At 64.0% G+C, this 16272-nt stretch carries 15 protein-coding genes and 1 tRNA gene; 13 read left to right on the forward strand and 3 right to left on the reverse strand.

The genetic code is table 11. The features are described 5' to 3' along the window. The first annotated feature begins 531 nt into the window (after nucleotides 1-531). From GGQ63_RS13415 to GGQ63_RS13440, 6 genes are all read left to right on the forward strand, one after another. Nucleotides 532-606: transfer RNA gene (locus GGQ63_RS13415), tRNA-Gly, on the forward strand. A 372-nt stretch (nucleotides 607-978) separates the two neighbouring features. Further along, complete coding sequence (locus tag GGQ63_RS13420) at nucleotides 979-1683, forward strand: hypothetical protein (RefSeq protein ID WP_183856669.1); 705 nt, start codon at nucleotides 979-981, stop codon at nucleotides 1681-1683. Nucleotides 1684-1688: 5 nt separating this feature from the next. After that, nucleotides 1689-2795: a hypothetical protein gene (locus tag GGQ63_RS13425; protein WP_183856671.1), complete on the forward strand. Its 1107-nt coding sequence runs from the start codon at nucleotides 1689-1691 to the stop codon at nucleotides 2793-2795. 100 nt (nucleotides 2796-2895) lie between these two features. Then, complete coding sequence (locus GGQ63_RS13430) at nucleotides 2896-4821, forward strand: ATP-dependent nuclease (RefSeq protein WP_183856673.1); 1926 nt, start codon at nucleotides 2896-2898, stop codon at nucleotides 4819-4821. Next, nucleotides 4821-6743: a UvrD-helicase domain-containing protein gene (locus GGQ63_RS13435; protein ID WP_210308504.1), complete on the forward strand. Its 1923-nt coding sequence runs from the start codon at nucleotides 4821-4823 to the stop codon at nucleotides 6741-6743. The genes GGQ63_RS13430 and GGQ63_RS13435 overlap by 1 nt, the downstream gene beginning before the upstream one ends. A 404-nt stretch (nucleotides 6744-7147) precedes the next feature. Continuing rightward, on the forward strand, nucleotides 7148-9328 hold the full coding sequence (locus GGQ63_RS13440) for a ParB/RepB/Spo0J family partition protein (RefSeq protein WP_183856677.1): 2181 nt from the start codon (nucleotides 7148-7150) through the stop codon (nucleotides 9326-9328). Between the two features lie 192 nt (nucleotides 9329-9520). Here GGQ63_RS13440 and GGQ63_RS13445 read toward each other — a convergent pair whose 3' ends face one another. Continuing rightward, nucleotides 9521-9958, reverse strand: coding sequence for a PDDEXK family nuclease (locus tag GGQ63_RS13445; RefSeq protein ID WP_183856679.1), 438 nt, complete (start codon nucleotides 9956-9958; stop codon nucleotides 9521-9523). A 170-nt stretch (nucleotides 9959-10128) separates the two neighbouring features. Here GGQ63_RS13445 and GGQ63_RS13450 point away from each other — a divergent pair, with 170 nt between their 5' ends. From GGQ63_RS13450 to GGQ63_RS13460, 3 genes are all read left to right on the forward strand, one after another. Beyond that, nucleotides 10129-10320, forward strand: coding sequence for a helix-turn-helix domain-containing protein (locus tag GGQ63_RS13450; RefSeq protein ID WP_337927146.1), 192 nt, complete (start codon nucleotides 10129-10131; stop codon nucleotides 10318-10320). Between the two features lie 236 nt (nucleotides 10321-10556). Then, nucleotides 10557-11363: a sulfite exporter TauE/SafE family protein gene (locus GGQ63_RS13455; RefSeq protein ID WP_246429777.1), complete on the forward strand. Its 807-nt coding sequence runs from the start codon at nucleotides 10557-10559 to the stop codon at nucleotides 11361-11363. Between the two features lie 907 nt (nucleotides 11364-12270). Further along, nucleotides 12271-12582 carry a DUF736 domain-containing protein gene (locus tag GGQ63_RS13460; protein ID WP_183856684.1) on the forward strand — a complete coding sequence of 104 codons (312 nt, stop codon included), beginning with the start codon at nucleotides 12271-12273 and terminating at the stop codon, nucleotides 12580-12582. A gap of 119 nt (nucleotides 12583-12701) precedes the next feature. On the opposite strand, the gene GGQ63_RS13465 is transcribed toward GGQ63_RS13460, so the two are convergent. Continuing rightward, on the reverse strand, nucleotides 12702-12986 hold the full coding sequence (locus GGQ63_RS13465; RefSeq protein WP_183856686.1) for a type II toxin-antitoxin system RelE family toxin: 285 nt from the start codon (nucleotides 12984-12986) through the stop codon (nucleotides 12702-12704). After that, entirely contained in the window at nucleotides 12976-13221 is a 246-nt protein-coding gene (locus GGQ63_RS13470) for a type II toxin-antitoxin system Phd/YefM family antitoxin (protein WP_183856688.1), read from the reverse strand. The genes GGQ63_RS13465 and GGQ63_RS13470 overlap by 11 nt, the downstream gene beginning before the upstream one ends. Before the next feature lie 444 nt (nucleotides 13222-13665). On the opposite strand from GGQ63_RS13470, the gene GGQ63_RS13475 reads away from it, so the two are divergent. From GGQ63_RS13475 to GGQ63_RS13485, 4 genes are all read left to right on the forward strand, one after another. Then, a complete protein-coding gene (locus GGQ63_RS13475; RefSeq protein WP_183856690.1) occupies nucleotides 13666-14862 on the forward strand; it encodes a DUF932 domain-containing protein in 1197 nt (398 codons plus the stop codon). A gap of 279 nt (nucleotides 14863-15141) precedes the next feature. Further along, complete coding sequence (locus GGQ63_RS22345; protein ID WP_343061149.1) at nucleotides 15142-15357, forward strand: transcriptional regulator domain-containing protein; 216 nt, start codon at nucleotides 15142-15144, stop codon at nucleotides 15355-15357. Continuing rightward, entirely contained in the window at nucleotides 15278-15919 is a 642-nt protein-coding gene (locus tag GGQ63_RS13480) for a DUF2285 domain-containing protein (protein ID WP_210308505.1), read from the forward strand. Before GGQ63_RS22345 ends, GGQ63_RS13480 begins: the two co-directional genes overlap by 80 nt. A gap of 115 nt (nucleotides 15920-16034) precedes the next feature. After that, a complete protein-coding gene (locus GGQ63_RS13485) occupies nucleotides 16035-16265 on the forward strand; it encodes a helix-turn-helix transcriptional regulator (RefSeq protein WP_183856692.1) in 231 nt (76 codons plus the stop codon). Nucleotides 16266-16272: the final 7 nt, after the last annotated feature.

The raw sequence follows: 16272 nt of genomic DNA on the forward strand, positions 1-16272 counted from the left end.
GTTACCCTCACGAAACCATTGAACCCCGCGAAACGGATGTTCCGCGTTTTGATCAGCCCCCGAGATGTCCCCTATGACCAGAGAGGTAGCATGGGCGGCGAGGCTTGACGAGCCCGAGAACCGGCGAGGAGGGGCAAAGGTTGCCGCGCCGCGGCCGGTTCCGCCGCACCGCGGCATTAATGTCGCAACGCCCGCTCCACCCCCGCAGGCCTCGCTCCCATGCCGGCGCCGGGCCGGCGCCGCCGGGCCCGGGCCGCGGTGATCGGCGCCGCGGCGCTCCTTATCGGGCACCGGGTCCCGCCGCCGCGCCGATCCGGGCCCGTCGCGGCGATCCGCGCCGACCCATTGCGGCGAACCCGCGCCGCCGTGGCGACCCGCGCCCCTCCCGCGGCCGCGCGATCCCGCACAAACCGGCCCGCCCGGGACCGCCCGGCGGGCCGTCCACAGCCCCGCGAAAGGGGCTTCAAATTGCTGTTGCAAAGCCCGACCCGTTCGGCCATATAGGCGCCGTCCGGCGTGCCCGGGCAGGATGCGGGTGTAGCTCAGGGGTAGAGCACAACCTTGCCAAGGTTGGGGTCGAGGGTTCGAATCCCTTCGCCCGCTCCAATATTCTCAAAATAATCAATAACTTATAGCGACACCGCCGAGAGGCGGTTTTGCCGTTTTCGGTATGGTGACCACTTGGTGACCACCGATGCCGAGAGCGTCCGCCATCTCTCCCCTTGTGGAAAACCGCATGCCTTCTCTCGAACGAGGCGGCTCGCCACCGTACGCAGTTGAATTACGTCCAGCACGGCGAACGAGCCTTTCGGACCTTGCCCGCCTTCCATCGCTCGTGCGGAAGAGAGCGCCGCCTGCGCTGAGATCCAATGCAGCAGCCTAGATCGATCGAGCTCGGCGCGGGACGCTACGCGTTCGAGGTGGGTGTCATATTTCCTGATTCGAGCGCCGTCTCGGCGCCGGATTGGATTATTCTGGATGCTCACCAGAGATTCGGTTCCAGCCATGCACCCTGCCTTACAGCGTCTCGTGAACGCCAACACAGCTCTTGAAAACGCACAGCGCGCACTTGAACTTGCACAGGATCAGCGGCGGCAGGCGGCTCTGGCGCTCATTGAGATCGAGGATGAGGATCAGCGCTGGCAGGCAGCGATCTTTGCGTATCGCGAGTTCGGCCACGGCCTTAGTCTTGCTCTGGCGGAGGCTGCGACGGGTCTTCCGGGCAAGAAGGCGCAGTCGAGGTTCCTGGTTCGCGCAGGCCGGAAATCATACCAGCCCAAAGGCCACGGGTCCGACGCTGGCATGCATATACCGGAGCCGATGTCAGAATGGCCGGCTCCGGACCAACTGGAGCGCGATGTGATCAGCTCGCACATCGCCCATGGCGAACCGTACTGGGTCGACCGAGGCCTCGGTTGGGGCAGGCTGAGGGTGGATCTGCAACCAGACCAGGCGCGAACCTATTTGGAAGACGCGACCGGCGCGATGGCCGCTCGGGTCGGCTTGACGCGGGAAGAGTTCGTCGAGTGGCTTTCAACGGAGGGCTTTGTTCGCTGCAGCGGCGTGACCATGAAGGGCGCGCCTTGCAAGGCGGGGGTCAAAGGCCTCAGCGGCCAGATGGCGATCGGACCGTGGAAAGCCGCGAAGGATCGTGGCGGGTACTGCGCCACGCACGGCGGCTAAGACCAGTGTCGCACACAGCCTATTCGCAGCATTTTGCCCAGGAGCTGGACTTCAAGCAATTGCTGAAGCGCCGGGGCGTCACCGCATCCTTGGAGCAGGTAGACTACGGCCTGAGCCAAGCCGAGCGAGACTGGATGCGTAGCGACTTGCTGTGCCCGTCGTGTCGATGCGGCGGGGCGAGCTTGGTCCGGTCCGATGCAAACGGTACTGGGCGTAACACGCGACAGGCGCACTTCCGGTTTATCGACGCCTCGGGCCACACGGCCCACAAGCTGGGCTGTGATTTCTTCGCAATGGATGACGTGCCCGGTGTTCAGAGAGGCGTCGACGTTCAGTTCTCCGCGAACGACAAGGACACCAAGGTTATCCGGGAGTTGGTCTGCAAGGCCATTGCAATCGGTGAGCTGAGCAAGCCGGCGATTTTCGAGATGCGGTCGTGGTTTCTAGCCCAGCGCGACGCTGACGCATTCGAGGTCAAGGGTACCCCGGCCGTGGCCGACTGGCTGTGGTCCATCAACCGACTGCAGATATACGAAGCCCTGGAGTTCCAGCCCTTCCATCTCATCTTCCCGGGCTTCGACACGCGTCGGGCGGCGCTTCGCGACCTCGCCTTTTACTACCGTGACTTCGTAAAGCGGATCCCTCGCATCGGTTTCGACGCGGCGGTGCGCGATCGGACGAAACGCATTCTGATGGCCAATCAAGGGCAGCGGCTTATCGCCATGGAGCCCCTGCGGTCGAGGTACGAGATGACCGCCAGGCTGGCCGGGCTTATGGCGGCCTATGGAAACCTGTCGCTGACCAGGCGACGGTCACTTGGAAGCATCTACGGCGATACGCCGGAGGCTCTATTGGCCTTTACCGCGACGCTGCTCTTTGTTTCCCACTGGGACGAAAACGCGGCGCTCGGCCGCTTCGCCAAGATCATTGCCGCGGCGACGCCAGATGACCTGACCTTGGGCAACGTCATCGGGCTCAATCCCTTCCACGACTTCGCCGCTCTTGAGGTGGCCCGTTTTATCGCTGGCCTAGCGCCACCGTCGGAGCGTGCTTACGACTTTGAGGCGGAGTTGGCCGGCGCCATCGCCAAAATCAACGCGGCGCGCGGGTAGTCAACACGCGACCCCAGGCAGGGCGTGACCGCATCAATGGCGTGCCCGCACGACACACGCTAAAGCTGAGCTATTGGCCGTTTCAGGAGTCGCCAGCCAGATGTACGTGGCCAGCCTCAAGATCGAGAATTTCCGGCAGTTCGGGGAAAACGAGCACGCGGTCGAGTTTGTCTTCTCGCCCGGCTTCAATCTGCTGGTTGGCGAGAATGACGCCGGCAAAACAACGGTCGTGGACGCCCTGCGTCATCTACTTTGGACCACGAGCCAGGACTACCATCGTTTGACGGTCGACGACTTCCACGTGTCGGGCGCCGAGCGCGCCGAAACTCTCTCAATCTCGGCGATCCTACGTGGCCTGACGACGCCCGAGCAGGCAACGTTCCTTGAGTACCTGACCACCAGCCCCGGCGAGACGCCGCACCTGTCGGTCTCCCTGACCGCGAGCAGGTTAGACGGCGGAACGGCCGCGAAGGGGAGAATCGCCGTCAGCTTCCGCGCCGGCGCCCTGGGCTCTGGTCCGCCGATCGAAGGCACCATACGCGAGTTTCTACGTACGACATATCTTCGGCCACTACGAGACGCAGAGGCAGAGCTCACGGCAGGCCGAGGATCACGCCTTTCTCAAATCCTGGCGTCACATCCCGAGTTCGCGGGCCAGCACGTCAGCGACTACCAAGACGGGGGGCCCCCGCCAGCGACGCTCGTCGGTATCATGGCTCAGGCCGAGGCGTTGATTCAGGCTAACCCGGTCGTCACCAGTGTCCGCGACACGATCAATCGCGAGTTCCTCGCTAGCCTCTCCCTGGCTGCGGACCCCTTGGCGGCGGCCATTTCCGTCGCGAGGCGTACGGATCTGCAACAGGTTCTCGAAAAGCTCGAGCTCGCGTTGGGATCGAGGGCCGGGGTGCAATTGCCGACGCGGCGGGGCTTGGGCCTGAACAACGTGTTGTTCATGGCGACGGAGCTCCTATTGCTTGGAGCCGCCGAGGGCATGCCTCTGCTCTTGATCGAAGAGCCGGAGGCTCATCTCCACCCACAAATGCAGTTGCGGTTGATGGAGCTGCTGGAGCTGCGGTCCAAGCCCGGCCCCGGTCGGGTTCAGGTCATTGCGACAACCCACAGCCCTGCCCTGGCGGCCAAGGCCGATATTGAGGCGATCACTTTGCTCGCCGATCACAAGGCCTTCCCCCTCGACCACAAAAGCACGGCGCTTGAGAAGGCAGACTATGCGTTCCTGCGACGTTTTCTCGACGTCACCAAGGCCAACCTGTTCTTCGCCAGGTCTGTCATCATCGTCGAAGGTGATGCTGAGAACATCCTGCTTCCGGCGCTCGCCGAAGGTTTGGGGCGGCCGCTCGCAAAGTACGGCGTATCGATCGTCAACGTCGGACATCGAGGGCTTTTCCGGTACGCGCGCATCTTCCAGCGCACCGACGGAACGACCTCCCCGATCCGGGTCGCCTGCTTGACCGACCGGGATTTCCCGACTGCGGCTAGCGCGGCTTATGTGCCGCCTCCCGCCCCCCCAGGGCCGGGGGAGGCCGCCCGAAGAAAGTTCGAGAACGATTTCACTGTGGAGGAACTGGAAGCCGCGGTCGCTGGCCTTAAGGCGCGTGACGGCGGTTCCGTGCGGACGTTTGTGTCGCCGCGCTGGACACTGGAGCATGACATTGCGGCGGCCGGACTTGGCCAGCTCAGTCACCGTGCGATCCGCATGGCGAGGCGGGCCAAGGACAAGAACGATGTCCTGACTGATCAGGAAATCGCCCACCAGATTCAGACGGCGGATGCGGAGTTTGCGGGCTGGCAGGCGCAGGAGCTAGCCAGTGACGAGATCGCCGCGCGCATCTATCGGTCGCTCTTTGATAAACGGGCGTCGAAAGTTGAGGCGGCACACTACTTGGCCGCCGAGATTCCCAAGCAGGATTGGGAGCCGGAGAATCTAGCACGGAGGCTGCCGAGATACTTGGTGGAGGCGATAGAGTACGTCACCGAGCCCATCGAGCGGATTGAGGACGTCATCTGATGCCCTTACCGTTTCCCATCGAGCGCAGCGACGTGGCTGAGGTCGAAAGCCTTCTCGGTTGCGATTTTGGGTCCGACGCCCAACTCAGAGCCCTGTGCCACGAGGATAGCGTGGACATCCAGGCGGCTCCAGGTAGCGGCAAGACGACCTTGCTCGTGGCCAAGCTCGCGATCCTCGCGCGAAAGTGGACCTCGCGGTCACAAGGTGTGTGTGTTCTATCTCACACCAACGTCGCGCGGCAGGAAGTCGAAGCCCGGCTCGCCAAGGACGCCCATGGTCGTCGTCTGCTAGGTCACCCTCATTTCATCGGCACATTCCAAGCGTTCGCGCATCAGTACCTTGCCCTCCCTTTTCTACGCGGTTCCGGTCGTGAGCCCCGCTTTATCGACGACGGGCACTTCGCAGCAGCGATCCGGGCTCGGCCGAAGGCTTGGCACATCAACAATTACCTCCAGAACCATCCGGCCACAGCCGACACACTGCTGACGACCCTCCGTTTCGAAGGACCTGACCTGACTGTCGGCTGTGAGGCCACTCTTCCGCAGGCCGGCACGCCGACCGGGCGGGCGTTCCGGGCGCTCAAGTCCGCTATGGCCGACGATGGATATTTCCGGTTCCAAGATATGTTCGCCTATGCCAGCCGGGCCATCCGCGATGTGCCCGGACTGATCGACGTCGTGCGAAATCGGTTCCCCTGTGTCTTCATCGACGAGATGCAGGACACGGATACCCTGCAGCATGCATTTGTCACATCGATCTTTGGAGATGAGACGGTCGTCCAGCGCTTCGGTGACCAGAACCAAGCCATCTTCCACGATGTTGTCGATGCCGATGCCGTCACTGGGTTCCCTCGAGCGGGCTATATCGACTTGGTGCAGAGCCGGCGCTTTGGGACGCACATTGCACGAGCGGCTTCGACCATCACCGTGCGCGCACCACAGGAAATCCAGGGAACCGTCCGCGAGCCCGAGAAGCGTCACACCATCTTCGCCTTCGAGCAGGGCGCGATCGGCCAGGTCCTCCCTGCATTTGGCGACCTTCTGTTCGAAGAATACCCCGATGGGTTTCCCCGAGGCTTTGTCGCCAAGGCTGTTGCCGGTCGCAAGACTGGGGCGGGCCAGAACATGCCGCGCCACCTTGGCGACTACTGGCCGCCCTTCGCCGCCGGGCACGCCGGCTCGCAGGCCAGCTTCTCGAACCTCGCGGACTATGCGCGCCGCGCGCAGATGTTGCTCACCGAGGCCTGTGATTGTGCGCCGGCGGCCGATGCGATCTGGGACGGCCTGTTGGCACTCGCTCATCGCGGCAACATTGCCCACGGGACACCAAGACTGACGAAGCGGGGCCTTTTGGCCGCGCTTGACGCCGCCGATCCGGCTGCCGGATTGGCATTACGCTTGGTGGCTCACCGCCTGTGTTTCAGCGTGGATTCGGGCGATGCAGACGCTTGGCCGCAGACCGCCCAGGAGATTGAAAACGCGCTCAGGCTCTTGATGCTTGCCCCGCCTCCTCAAGCGTTCGCCGACTTCCTCGCTTGGGTGCCCGACGGCGCTGCCGCCGCGGTCGTCGGCCGCTCACGGCAGAACATCGTGCGCCACGTCAGTGACGATCGCTCAGTTGAGATAGCCCTTTCGACTATTCACGGTGTGAAGGGCGAGACGCACAGCGCTACGCTCGTTCTATCGACGCCGAGCCGAAGGATGTTCGATTTGAAGGAAGCCATCGGCCCGCTCACAGGCACGGGCGATGCACGGCGGCGCGAGAGACAGACTGTCGCCAGGCAACTGACCCTCGTTTTCGTGGGGATGACTAGGCCTTCCCAACTGCTCTGTCTTGCGATGCCTCTCGACCACCTAGAGGCCAATGAGATCGCGGCGCTCGAAGGTAACGGCTGGCGAGTTCATACGCTCCGGGCTGGCTGACATCATCGGTTTAAATTCGCTCAGCAACGATCAGAGCCGGTCGTAGGCGTCGATCCGACGGAGAACGGCTGAGCTCCTCACCGCCTGCACCGTCCCAAGACCATACCGCGAGCTGCGCTCGCTTTGTCCTGATCGGCTGCGGCTGAAGCCTTGCCGATCCCGAAAGGGGAGAGATGGTCTTAGCCCTCTCTCCCCCGCGACCGCCGCCTGCGCGAGGGCGGGGCCGCGCGCTCGCAAGGCGGCGCATGGCTACCATTGTCCCAACCGTTCCGATCCACCCCGCTCGCGGCGCAGCCCAGCCCTGCTCGCCGGCAGCCGCCCCCCTCTCTGCCGCGCGCTCACGCGCCCCCGGAAGGCATGTCGGAGGACATGCCTTCGGCATTTACGGAGAAAGGATCGGAACAATGGCCAGAACATCGAAGAAGGCACGGGCCGTCACCGAGACGATGGCGGATCAGGTTGCGGATGCGGAAGTCCGTAGCATTGGGGAAACGGCGAAAGAAATCGTCGGCGCGCTGCCCGCACCGGAGGCGGAGGCCGCGAGCGGCGCGGCGGATTTCATTCCGCTCAACAAGTTGAAGAAGTCGCCGCGCAATGCCCGCAAGACCCCGCACAGCGAAGCGACCATCGAGGCGCTGGCCGCCAGCATCGCCGTCAAGGGTATGCTGCAAAACCTTGTGGTGGAGCCCGAGCTTGATGCAGCGGGAGAGCCCACCGACAGCTATTTCGTGACGGTGGGCGAAGGCCGCAGGCTTGCCCAGCTTCTCCGCGTGAAGCGCAAGGAGATCAGGAAGACCGAGCCGGTGCGCTGCGTCATCGACACGGCGAATGACCCGCACGAGATCAGCCTTGACGAGAACGTCACCCGCGAGGCGATGCATCCGGCCGACCAGTTCGAGGCGTTCCGCGAGCTTGCGGAAAATCGCGGGTGGGGAGCGGAGGAGATCGCCGCCCGCTTCGGCGTGACGGCGCATGTGGTGCGCCAGCGCCTGCGGCTCGGCGCTGTCAGCCCCAAGCTGTTGCAGGTGTACCGCGACGGCGGCTTGAACCTCGACCAGTTGATGGCCTTCGCCCTCACCGAGGATCACGGGCGGCAGGAGCAGGTTTTTGCGAACCTCTCCTACAACCGCGAGCCGTGGATCATCCGCCGCGACCTCACCAAGGCACACATTCCGGCAACGGATCGCCGGGCGATCTTCGTCGGCCCGGAGGAATACACCGAGGCGGGCGGCACCATCCTGCGCGACCTATTCACCGAGGATCGCGGCGGCTTCTACGAGGATGCCGCGCTGCTGGACCGGCTCGTCACCGGGAAGCTGGAGCGGATCGGCGCCGAGGTTCAGGCGGAAGGCTGGAAGTGGGTCTCGGTCCACATCGACTATCCCCATGCCCACGGCCAGCGCCGCGCCTATCCGCAGCCGGTGGAGCTTTCCGAGGAAGATGCCGCCGCCTATGCCGCCGCGCAGGAGGAATACAACCGGCTGTCGGAGGAATGGGACGGCGCAGAGGAGCTTCCCCCGGAGGCGGACGAGCGGTTCGGGGTGCTTGAAGCGGACATGGAGCGCATAGACGCGCTCCGGCACATCTATGACCCGGACGACGTCGCGCGCGGAGGCGTGTTGGTCGTGCTGTCGCATGACGGCACTGCCCGCATCGAGCGCGGCTTCATCCGGGCCGGGGACGAGAAGCCCGAGCCGGAAGAAACCGCAGAGAACATGCGCGTCACCGAGGATGGCGAGATCATCGAGGACGGCACGGATGACAAGGATGGAAACCCCGTTTCCGCGCTCGACGCCGAGGACGAGGATACCGAGGATGCGGGCAAGCCGCTCTCTGACCTTCTCGTGCGGGACCTCACCGCTCACCGCACGCTCGGCCTGCGCCTCGCCCTTGGTGAGCAGCCGGACATGGCGCTGGTCGTCGTCACCCATGCCCTCGCCGCGCAGACCTTCTATCGCGGCGCGGAAGCGACGTGCCTCGAAATCCGGCCGACGAGCAGCACCCTCACCGGGCACGCGGACGGCATCGAGGACACGGCGCCGGCGAAGGCACTAGCGGATCGTCATGCCGGATGGGCAGCGGATATGCCGTGCGATGTGGCTGACCTGTGGGGCTTCATCGCCGCGCTGGATCAGGCGAGCGTGCTGGCGCTGTTTGCCCATTGCGCTTCACTCACCGTCAATGCGGTGAGGCTGCCCTGGGACCGCAAGCCCCGCGTCCATGAGACAGCGGATCGGCTAGCGACCGCGCTTGCCCTCGACATGACGGCGCACTGGACGCCCACGGCACGGACCTACCTCAGTCGAGTGACTAAGGCACACATCGCCGCCGCCGTGCGGGAAGCCGTCAGCGATGAGGCCGCCGACCGGATCGCCGGCATGAAAAAGCAGCCCATGGCGGAAGCCGCCGAGCAGCTTGTCGCCGCCACCGGATGGCTCCCCGCACTCCTGCGCACCGAACGGCCCGCATGGCTGGATGCCCCGGAGGCTGAAGCCGGCGCGGTCCTAAATGCGCCGACCGCAGCCAGTCGCGACGATACCGGCACGGTCGAGGACGGCGCAGCCTTCAACCACGCCGCCGAGTGAGCCCAACGGCCGGAGCCGCTTCGGCGGTTCCGGCCAGTCTCTCGACAGCATCGAGAATTTTCCGGCCGCGCCGGTACGGCGCGGCCGGAGACCTCGACTGCGCGAGAGCAGGAACCATAACCATGAGAAGCTATATCGAGCAGCGATCGCAATGATGATCGCTCCGTTTCCTGAAATCCGCTTTTGCGGATTTCAGGCGGCCTTGACGATGCCGACCACAACGCCCGCCACAGCGCCGGCCTCGTCGGCAAACGGCAAATAGAGCCGGACGATGCGGGCAGACCCACCCGGAAGCTGCGCCTGGTCTTCCATCATCAGCGTGCGCCCGGATGCGAGAACGATGGCCGCCTCATTGTCCGCATCCGCGCTCGACGGCGTGAGCCGGCCGACCGGCTCGCCGGCCAAAGCAACTCCATAGAGCCGGTCGACATCCTTGCCGCTGCGCTCGATCCTCAGCGGCTCATCCGATTCGGACGGGCGCCGGATCACGACGATCACATCATCCAGATCGGCCAGACGCTCGGTGATATTTCCAGCCAGCGGCATGGCTGCGCCTTCACCGCGCGCAAGCCAGACGCGATAAAGCTGACCTAGCGCTGGATGTCGGTCCGCCAACAATCGAGAATCCATGCCGGAATCCGTCGTGCCAAGGCTAACCAGATTTTCTGGTTATCTGTATTTCGGTTTAATTGATCTGCCGGTTTCGTCAATGACCGGCAGGGCATATGCAAAAAACGCTTCGCTCGCCAAGGCATATGCGTCTGGTTCAGCTCATCGTCGACAAGCGCCGGGAGGCCGGCATGAGCCAGTCCGATCTGGCCGAAGCGCTCGGCCGATACCAGTCCGTCGTTGCCGCCATCGAATCCGGCGGCCGTCGCATCGATGTCGTCGAGTTCCTTGAGTTGGCCGAAACGATCGGCTTCGATCCCCATGACGTCATCCGCGAGGTATCTGCAATTGCGACGAAGCGTAAAGCGAAGCGAAAGACGTGATGATCGAACATCAGTGCAATTATCCCAACGCTGACAAATTCTCACCCCCTATATTTTTGAGATGCTAGGCATCGCCCTTCGGGTCGGGCTCTACGCCTCCTGCGGTGGCTCCCGAAGCCCCTTCCGGGTTTTCGCCTCCGGTAACAATCCCTTCTATAATCGGACCTCGGACATCAAGGCACGACCGCCTTGTTCAAATCAGTCAATGAAGAGAGGCACCTGGCCCGAACCTTCGCTTGGTTGAACTGGCTATTGCGGGCATAACCAAGCAGGAATGTGAAGACGGGGCGTTGCCAACATTGGAGAATGAAGCAATCTGGTTGGGGATGGCGTTCCTCGTTATCGCCCTGATCTATGCGGCGGTAGGCCAGGCCGGAGCATCGGGTTACATCGCGGCGATGGCGTTGGCCGGCTTTTCGCCACTGGTCATGAAAACGACAGCACTTGCCCTAAACCTCCTCGTCGCAGCAATAGGCACCTTCTATTTCATCCGGGCGCGGCGGTTGTCTTGGCGGAACGTCTATCCTTTTGCCGTACTCGGTTTTCCCTTCTCTCTGCTTGGCGGTGCCATCCATCTGCCCGAAGGGGTCTATTATCCGGTTGTGGGGATAATCCTCATACTGTCGTCGCTCCAGATGGCGCGATCTGCTATCAGGAAGGGCGGGACAAGGGCAGCCTCACCGTCAGCGCCACCGTTCTGGGGTGCGCTATCGACCGGCGCGGTCATTGGCTTCGTCTCCGGAACTACGGGAACCGGAGGCGGCGTGTTCCTCGCACCAGCGATCCTCGCCATGAACTGGGGAACAGCACATCAAACCGCAGCGACCACGGCTGTCTACAATCTCATGAACTCGGCCGCAGCCTTATTGGGTGCCTATTTCTATTGGGATCAGGTTCCTACTTCCTTGCCGTTGTGGCTTGTTGCTGTCGCCGCAGGTGGGTCGATAGGAGCTTTCGTCGGAAGTCGATATCTCTCGGACCGCTGGCTGCGTGGAATCCTTGCGTTGCTCTTGCTGGTTTCCGGAATCAAACTGGTATTCTAGGGGCTTTCGGGTGTGCCCTTGGGGCAGACGCGCTGTGCGCGATCGTACTCTATCTCCGGCCGCATGCCGCCTACGGCCGAACCCGCCATAGCGGTTTCGGCCCATACGGGTCACGATCACTCTGCCGGTCAGTCCGCATCATGCCTCTATTCGGAGTCGCAGCAACCGCGCTCCATGATGGAGTTCGACGAGGTGGTCCGATTATCCCATCTGACGCGCGGGACAACGGCGGCGGGCATTCCCACGATAAAGCCCTCCGCTTTCGCAGGGTTTCCCTGTGGCGGCCGGCGTCACTCGGCGGCGCGGCGGGACGGGATGAGGACGATCCTGCCTCCCGATGCCGGTCTCGATCATGCCCGCATTGCATCGAACGGATCGGGAAAGCCCGCATCGTCCCTGTGCTTGAGGAGGCGGGGCAGCCACGGCCCCACGCAGGAGCAATGTCGTTTCTTGCACGCCGCTCCGAACTCGGTGGCAGGCAGGGCGCGGAGAGGGTTCGGCCCCCTCTCATTGTCGCCGGCCGATCGTCAGGGAGAACCGATCACTTCCCCCCGCCGGTGAGGCTGAGGGCCTGTCCGGCCCTCTCAGAGAAGCCCTTGGCGGTGGCAGTGAAAGCGTCGTTCCGATTGCAGCTATCGGGCTGTTCCTCCTGTCCGCCTGTCTCAAACCACGTCCATCTCGTCCTCGATAGGCAGGGGTCTGACCGAAGACCGGCGACGCGGGCGTCACCTCGATCTTGAACCCGCAACACGCCGCCTGCGGCTTTTTCCCGCCGCCGGCCAGGGCCGGCTTTGCACCGCGAAGCGAAAAAGTCCTCGCCGGATGTTGCGGGCCGATCGTCCCCGGTCTGCCGACCCCCATCGAGGCCGCGATGGGCGCGGCCCGGTCAGCAGAAGGAACCACCGCAATGGCCACCATCGGCACTTTCACCGCCACCGCCAAGGGCTTCAAGGGCGCGGTCAAGACCCTGAGCCTCAACGTCAAGGCGGTCGAATTCGTCCCCGCCGAAGGCGACAACGAGAAGGGGCCGGACTTCCGCATCTTCTCCGGTGCCACCGAGTTCGGAGCGGCGTGGAAGAAGACCTCGCGCGAGGGCCGCGACTACCACTCCGTCAAGCTGGACGATCCGTCATTCCCGGCTCCGATCTATGCGAGCCTGGTCGAGACGGAGACTGAGGGTGAGTTCGCACTTATCTGGTCCCGCCGCGCCGCCGAGTGACACCGGCCGCCACAGGGGGAGCCCCGCGAAAGCGGGGCTTCGCCGTGTTCATGTCCGCCGCCGCCCGAAGGAGATACGGCGAGCCGTGCTCCCTTTGCCCTGATCGGCTGTAAAGCGTCCTAACGGCGCTTCTTCGCCGCCTCATACACCTCAGAACGCTCGCGCTTCCCCACGGCGACGACGACGACCATGACCCTTTCATCCTCGACGCGATAGACCAACCGATAACCGGCCGAGCGCAGCTTGATCTTGTAATGATCCGGCATGCCGCGCAGCGCGTCGGCCTGCACATGCGGTTGGCTCACGCGCTCCGCCAGCTTCTTCTTGAACTGCTCGCGCAGCGTCGCGCCGAGCTTGTCCCATTCCTTGCGCGCGGAGGGCAGGAATTCCAGCCTATAGGTCATCGAGGCTGACCGGCACGCCCTTCTCGTTCGCGCGCGCCTTGGCGATCTCGACGAGCACCTGATCGTCGAGCGCGTCCATCATCGCCTCATAGGTATCGGCCGGCACCATATAGGCCATGACCCGGTTGTGGTTGAGGATCGCGACCGCGCTGCCCCGCGCGCCGTCGACGATGGCAGTCGGGTTCTTCTTCAGGTCGGAAACGCTGACGGCAATTTCGGCTTCCACGCGCTGCATGGCCTCGTCCTCGAATAACGGCATCAAAATCAGGTCAGATTTCGATATTGAATTTCGATCTATATAGCCCATCTCCGCAACGATTGCGAGAGGCGGACGACCATCGGCCGGGGCTGACGAAGGTTCCCACAGCCAGAATCGAGTATGGCGAGCTGCGCTCCCTTTGTCCCGATCGGCCGCGGCCGGAGCCTTGCCGATCCTCGGGGGAGCCAAGGGGGACTTTCCCCTTGCTCCCCGCAAATGCCGCCTGTTGCGGAGCAGGGCCGCCGCCTCGCAAGGTGGTCATGACGGTCATCCTTCCCATCATCGGACCCACCTCGCTCGGCCTGGCAGTCCGGCTCCGCGCGCCGGCATGTGCCCCCTCCATTCCCGCGCGCTCTCGCGCCCCCGGAAGGCATGTCGGGGGACATGCCTTCGGCATCTACGGGAAAAGGAGCAACGACCATGAACATCATCGGCACCAGCCAGAATGGCCAGACTGTTGAAAGCGGCTTCCGCGTGGACATCTCACGTGGCGAGCGGATCGGCCGCGTGTCGTCGGAGTGGTTCTCGCGCCCCGACGACGAACGCTTCCTGTCGCTCACCGAGCTTTACGATGCCGTGAAGGCCCGGGCGGATCGCGCCAAGGCCCGCACCGTGGAGAGCCGCGCCGTACGCGTGGAGGCAAGCCGGGAGGATGCGGAGCGGCTTTCGCTGATCGTTCCCGGACAGGATGCGCCCATCGCCCCGACGCATTGGAGCTTCGGGCAGTTGTGCAGCCTTGTCGGCGCGCCCGCCACCTATATGCGCCAGCTTCCCGCGCCGCTCGCCGGCATCAACCTGCAGCACGGCTTGCTGTCGCACCGCGCCGAGCTTGTGAAGACGCTTGAGGCGGATGACGGCCGCATTGAGCTTCGCGCCGTGACCGGCCCCGACTATGGCCGCATCTGGGATCACGAGCTTGTCGCCGCCGTCATGAAGATCGCCGGCAACGGCACTGGCGACACCATGTGGAAGGTGCCCGGCGTGCTGGACTGGGCGACCATGACGCACAATCCCTTCGTGGACATCACGAAGGATACGACCACCCTCTATGCCAGCGACCGCGACGTGTTCCTGTTCCTCGTGGACGACACCCACCCCATCGAGGCAGGGCGCCTGCCGAACGGCGAGCCGGATTTGTATTTCCGGGGCTTCTACTGCTGGAACAGCGAAGTCGGATCGAAGACCCTCGGCATTGCGAGCTTCTATCTCCGCGCTGTGTGCATGAACCGCAACCTTTGGGGCGTGGAAGGTTTCGAGGAGATCAGCATCCGGCACAGCAAGTTCGCGGCCCAGCGCTTCGCCCATGAGGCGGCGCCCGCGCTGACGAGCTTTGCCAATTCCTCGCCCGCGCCATTCATCGCCGGGATCAAGGCGGCCCGGGAAAAGATCGTCGCCCGCACCGACGAGGAGCGCGAGAGCTTCATGCGCAAGCGCGGCTTCAGCAAGGCCGAGACCGGCAAGATCATCGAGACGGTCTTGCAGGAGGAAGGCCGCCCGCCAGAAAGCATCTTCGATTTCGTGCAGGGCATGACGGCGCACGCCCGCGCCAAGGCGCATCAGGATAGCCGGCTAGAACTGGAAGCGAAAGCAAAGACCCTGCTGGAGAAGGCCGCATAGCCGCAGATGCCGCGCGGCCTTCTATATCCGGAAATTTTCCGCCGATCCGTAAATCCGGGTCGGCGGCGCGGCCGCGGCTCGCCGGGCTCCGCCCGGCTCGCAAAGTCATAGCTGGTACGGCCTCAACTATCCGAACAAATACCGCCTGCAATCGCCCTCTCCCGACGATGCACGACACCTTAACTTTAGCCGCCTCATTTTGGGGGACACGGTGCGTGCTCTTGAAAATAGAAGCTTTCCGAAACACATGGAGAAAACATGCCCCACACGCAAGACTGGATGGCCAACGCCGCCTATCTCTACATCCTCTTTCTCGACCGTCCGGCCGTCGCCTGGGAGCACCTGCGGCGCAATCCCGGCTATCGGAATGACTGGCGCCGCTTTGGCACGAAGCGGCGTCCATCATTGAGCGCATATGCGCAGAATTGGGGGTTACGATTTCTTCGAGAACCCCAAACACGACGCGCGCGACGCGCTGCCGTTCTGGCGGCCTGATCCAGACATCGCCCTGCCGATCGTGCCGGACGAAGACCCGGAGGCTGGTACGCCGGTCTTCGACCTCTGGACCTTTCCCGGCCGCAAGGCGATCGGCCATGACGGCGGCCGCCTCGCGCTGAAGCTCACCCGGCGCGGCCGCTCCTGGCATATCCATATCGCTGGCGCGCTTGACGCCACCATGCCCTTCACCTTCGCGATCGCACCGGACGACCGGGCCGATGCCCGCTTGCGCGAGGCCAAGGAACTGCTGGCCGTGATCGCCACTCGCCCAGCCGGACTTGCCGGCCGGCGCGGCTCGCCCGAGCCGATCATCACCATGCAGTCCTTGCAGGCCCTCGACGGTCATCTCGCCGGAGCCAGCGAGCGCGAGATCGCCATCGCGATCTTCGGCGCACGCCTCGTAGAGGAGAAATGGCATGGTGACAGCGAGCTGCGCGCCAGGGTCCGCTATCTCGTCCACCGTGGCCGCGCCCTCATGAACGGCGGCTATCGCCGTTTCCTGTGGGGCGCGACCGCGCGTCGGGCCGGCGAGTATCCCATGCCCGCCGCCGCCCCGTGAGGGAGAAAGCCGACCGGCCAGGATTCTCCATACGCAGCAGGACAGGCTTTCCCCAAGCTGCCTCCCAACCGCTGGACCGGGCTTCGCTCGGCCAGCCTGAGACGGAGGCAGCTTCATGGATCGTCCCGAATCCAAACCGGCCAGCCGCTACCTCACCAATGAGGAAGCGGCCGCCTATCTCAAGCTCTCGCCGCACACGCTGAACAAGAAGCGCGTCATTGGCGGCGGACCAAAGTTCCGCAAGCTCGGCTCCCGCGTCGTCTACGCGATCGACGACCTCGAAACCTGGATCGAGGCGCGCGCTTGCAACACCACCTCAGATCCCCGCTACGCCCAAGCCCGCTGACGGCAAC

The organism is Prosthecomicrobium pneumaticum (assembly GCF_014199915.1).
In the GTDB taxonomy this organism is placed as follows: Bacteria; Pseudomonadota; Alphaproteobacteria; order Rhizobiales; family Kaistiaceae; genus Prosthecomicrobium; species Prosthecomicrobium pneumaticum.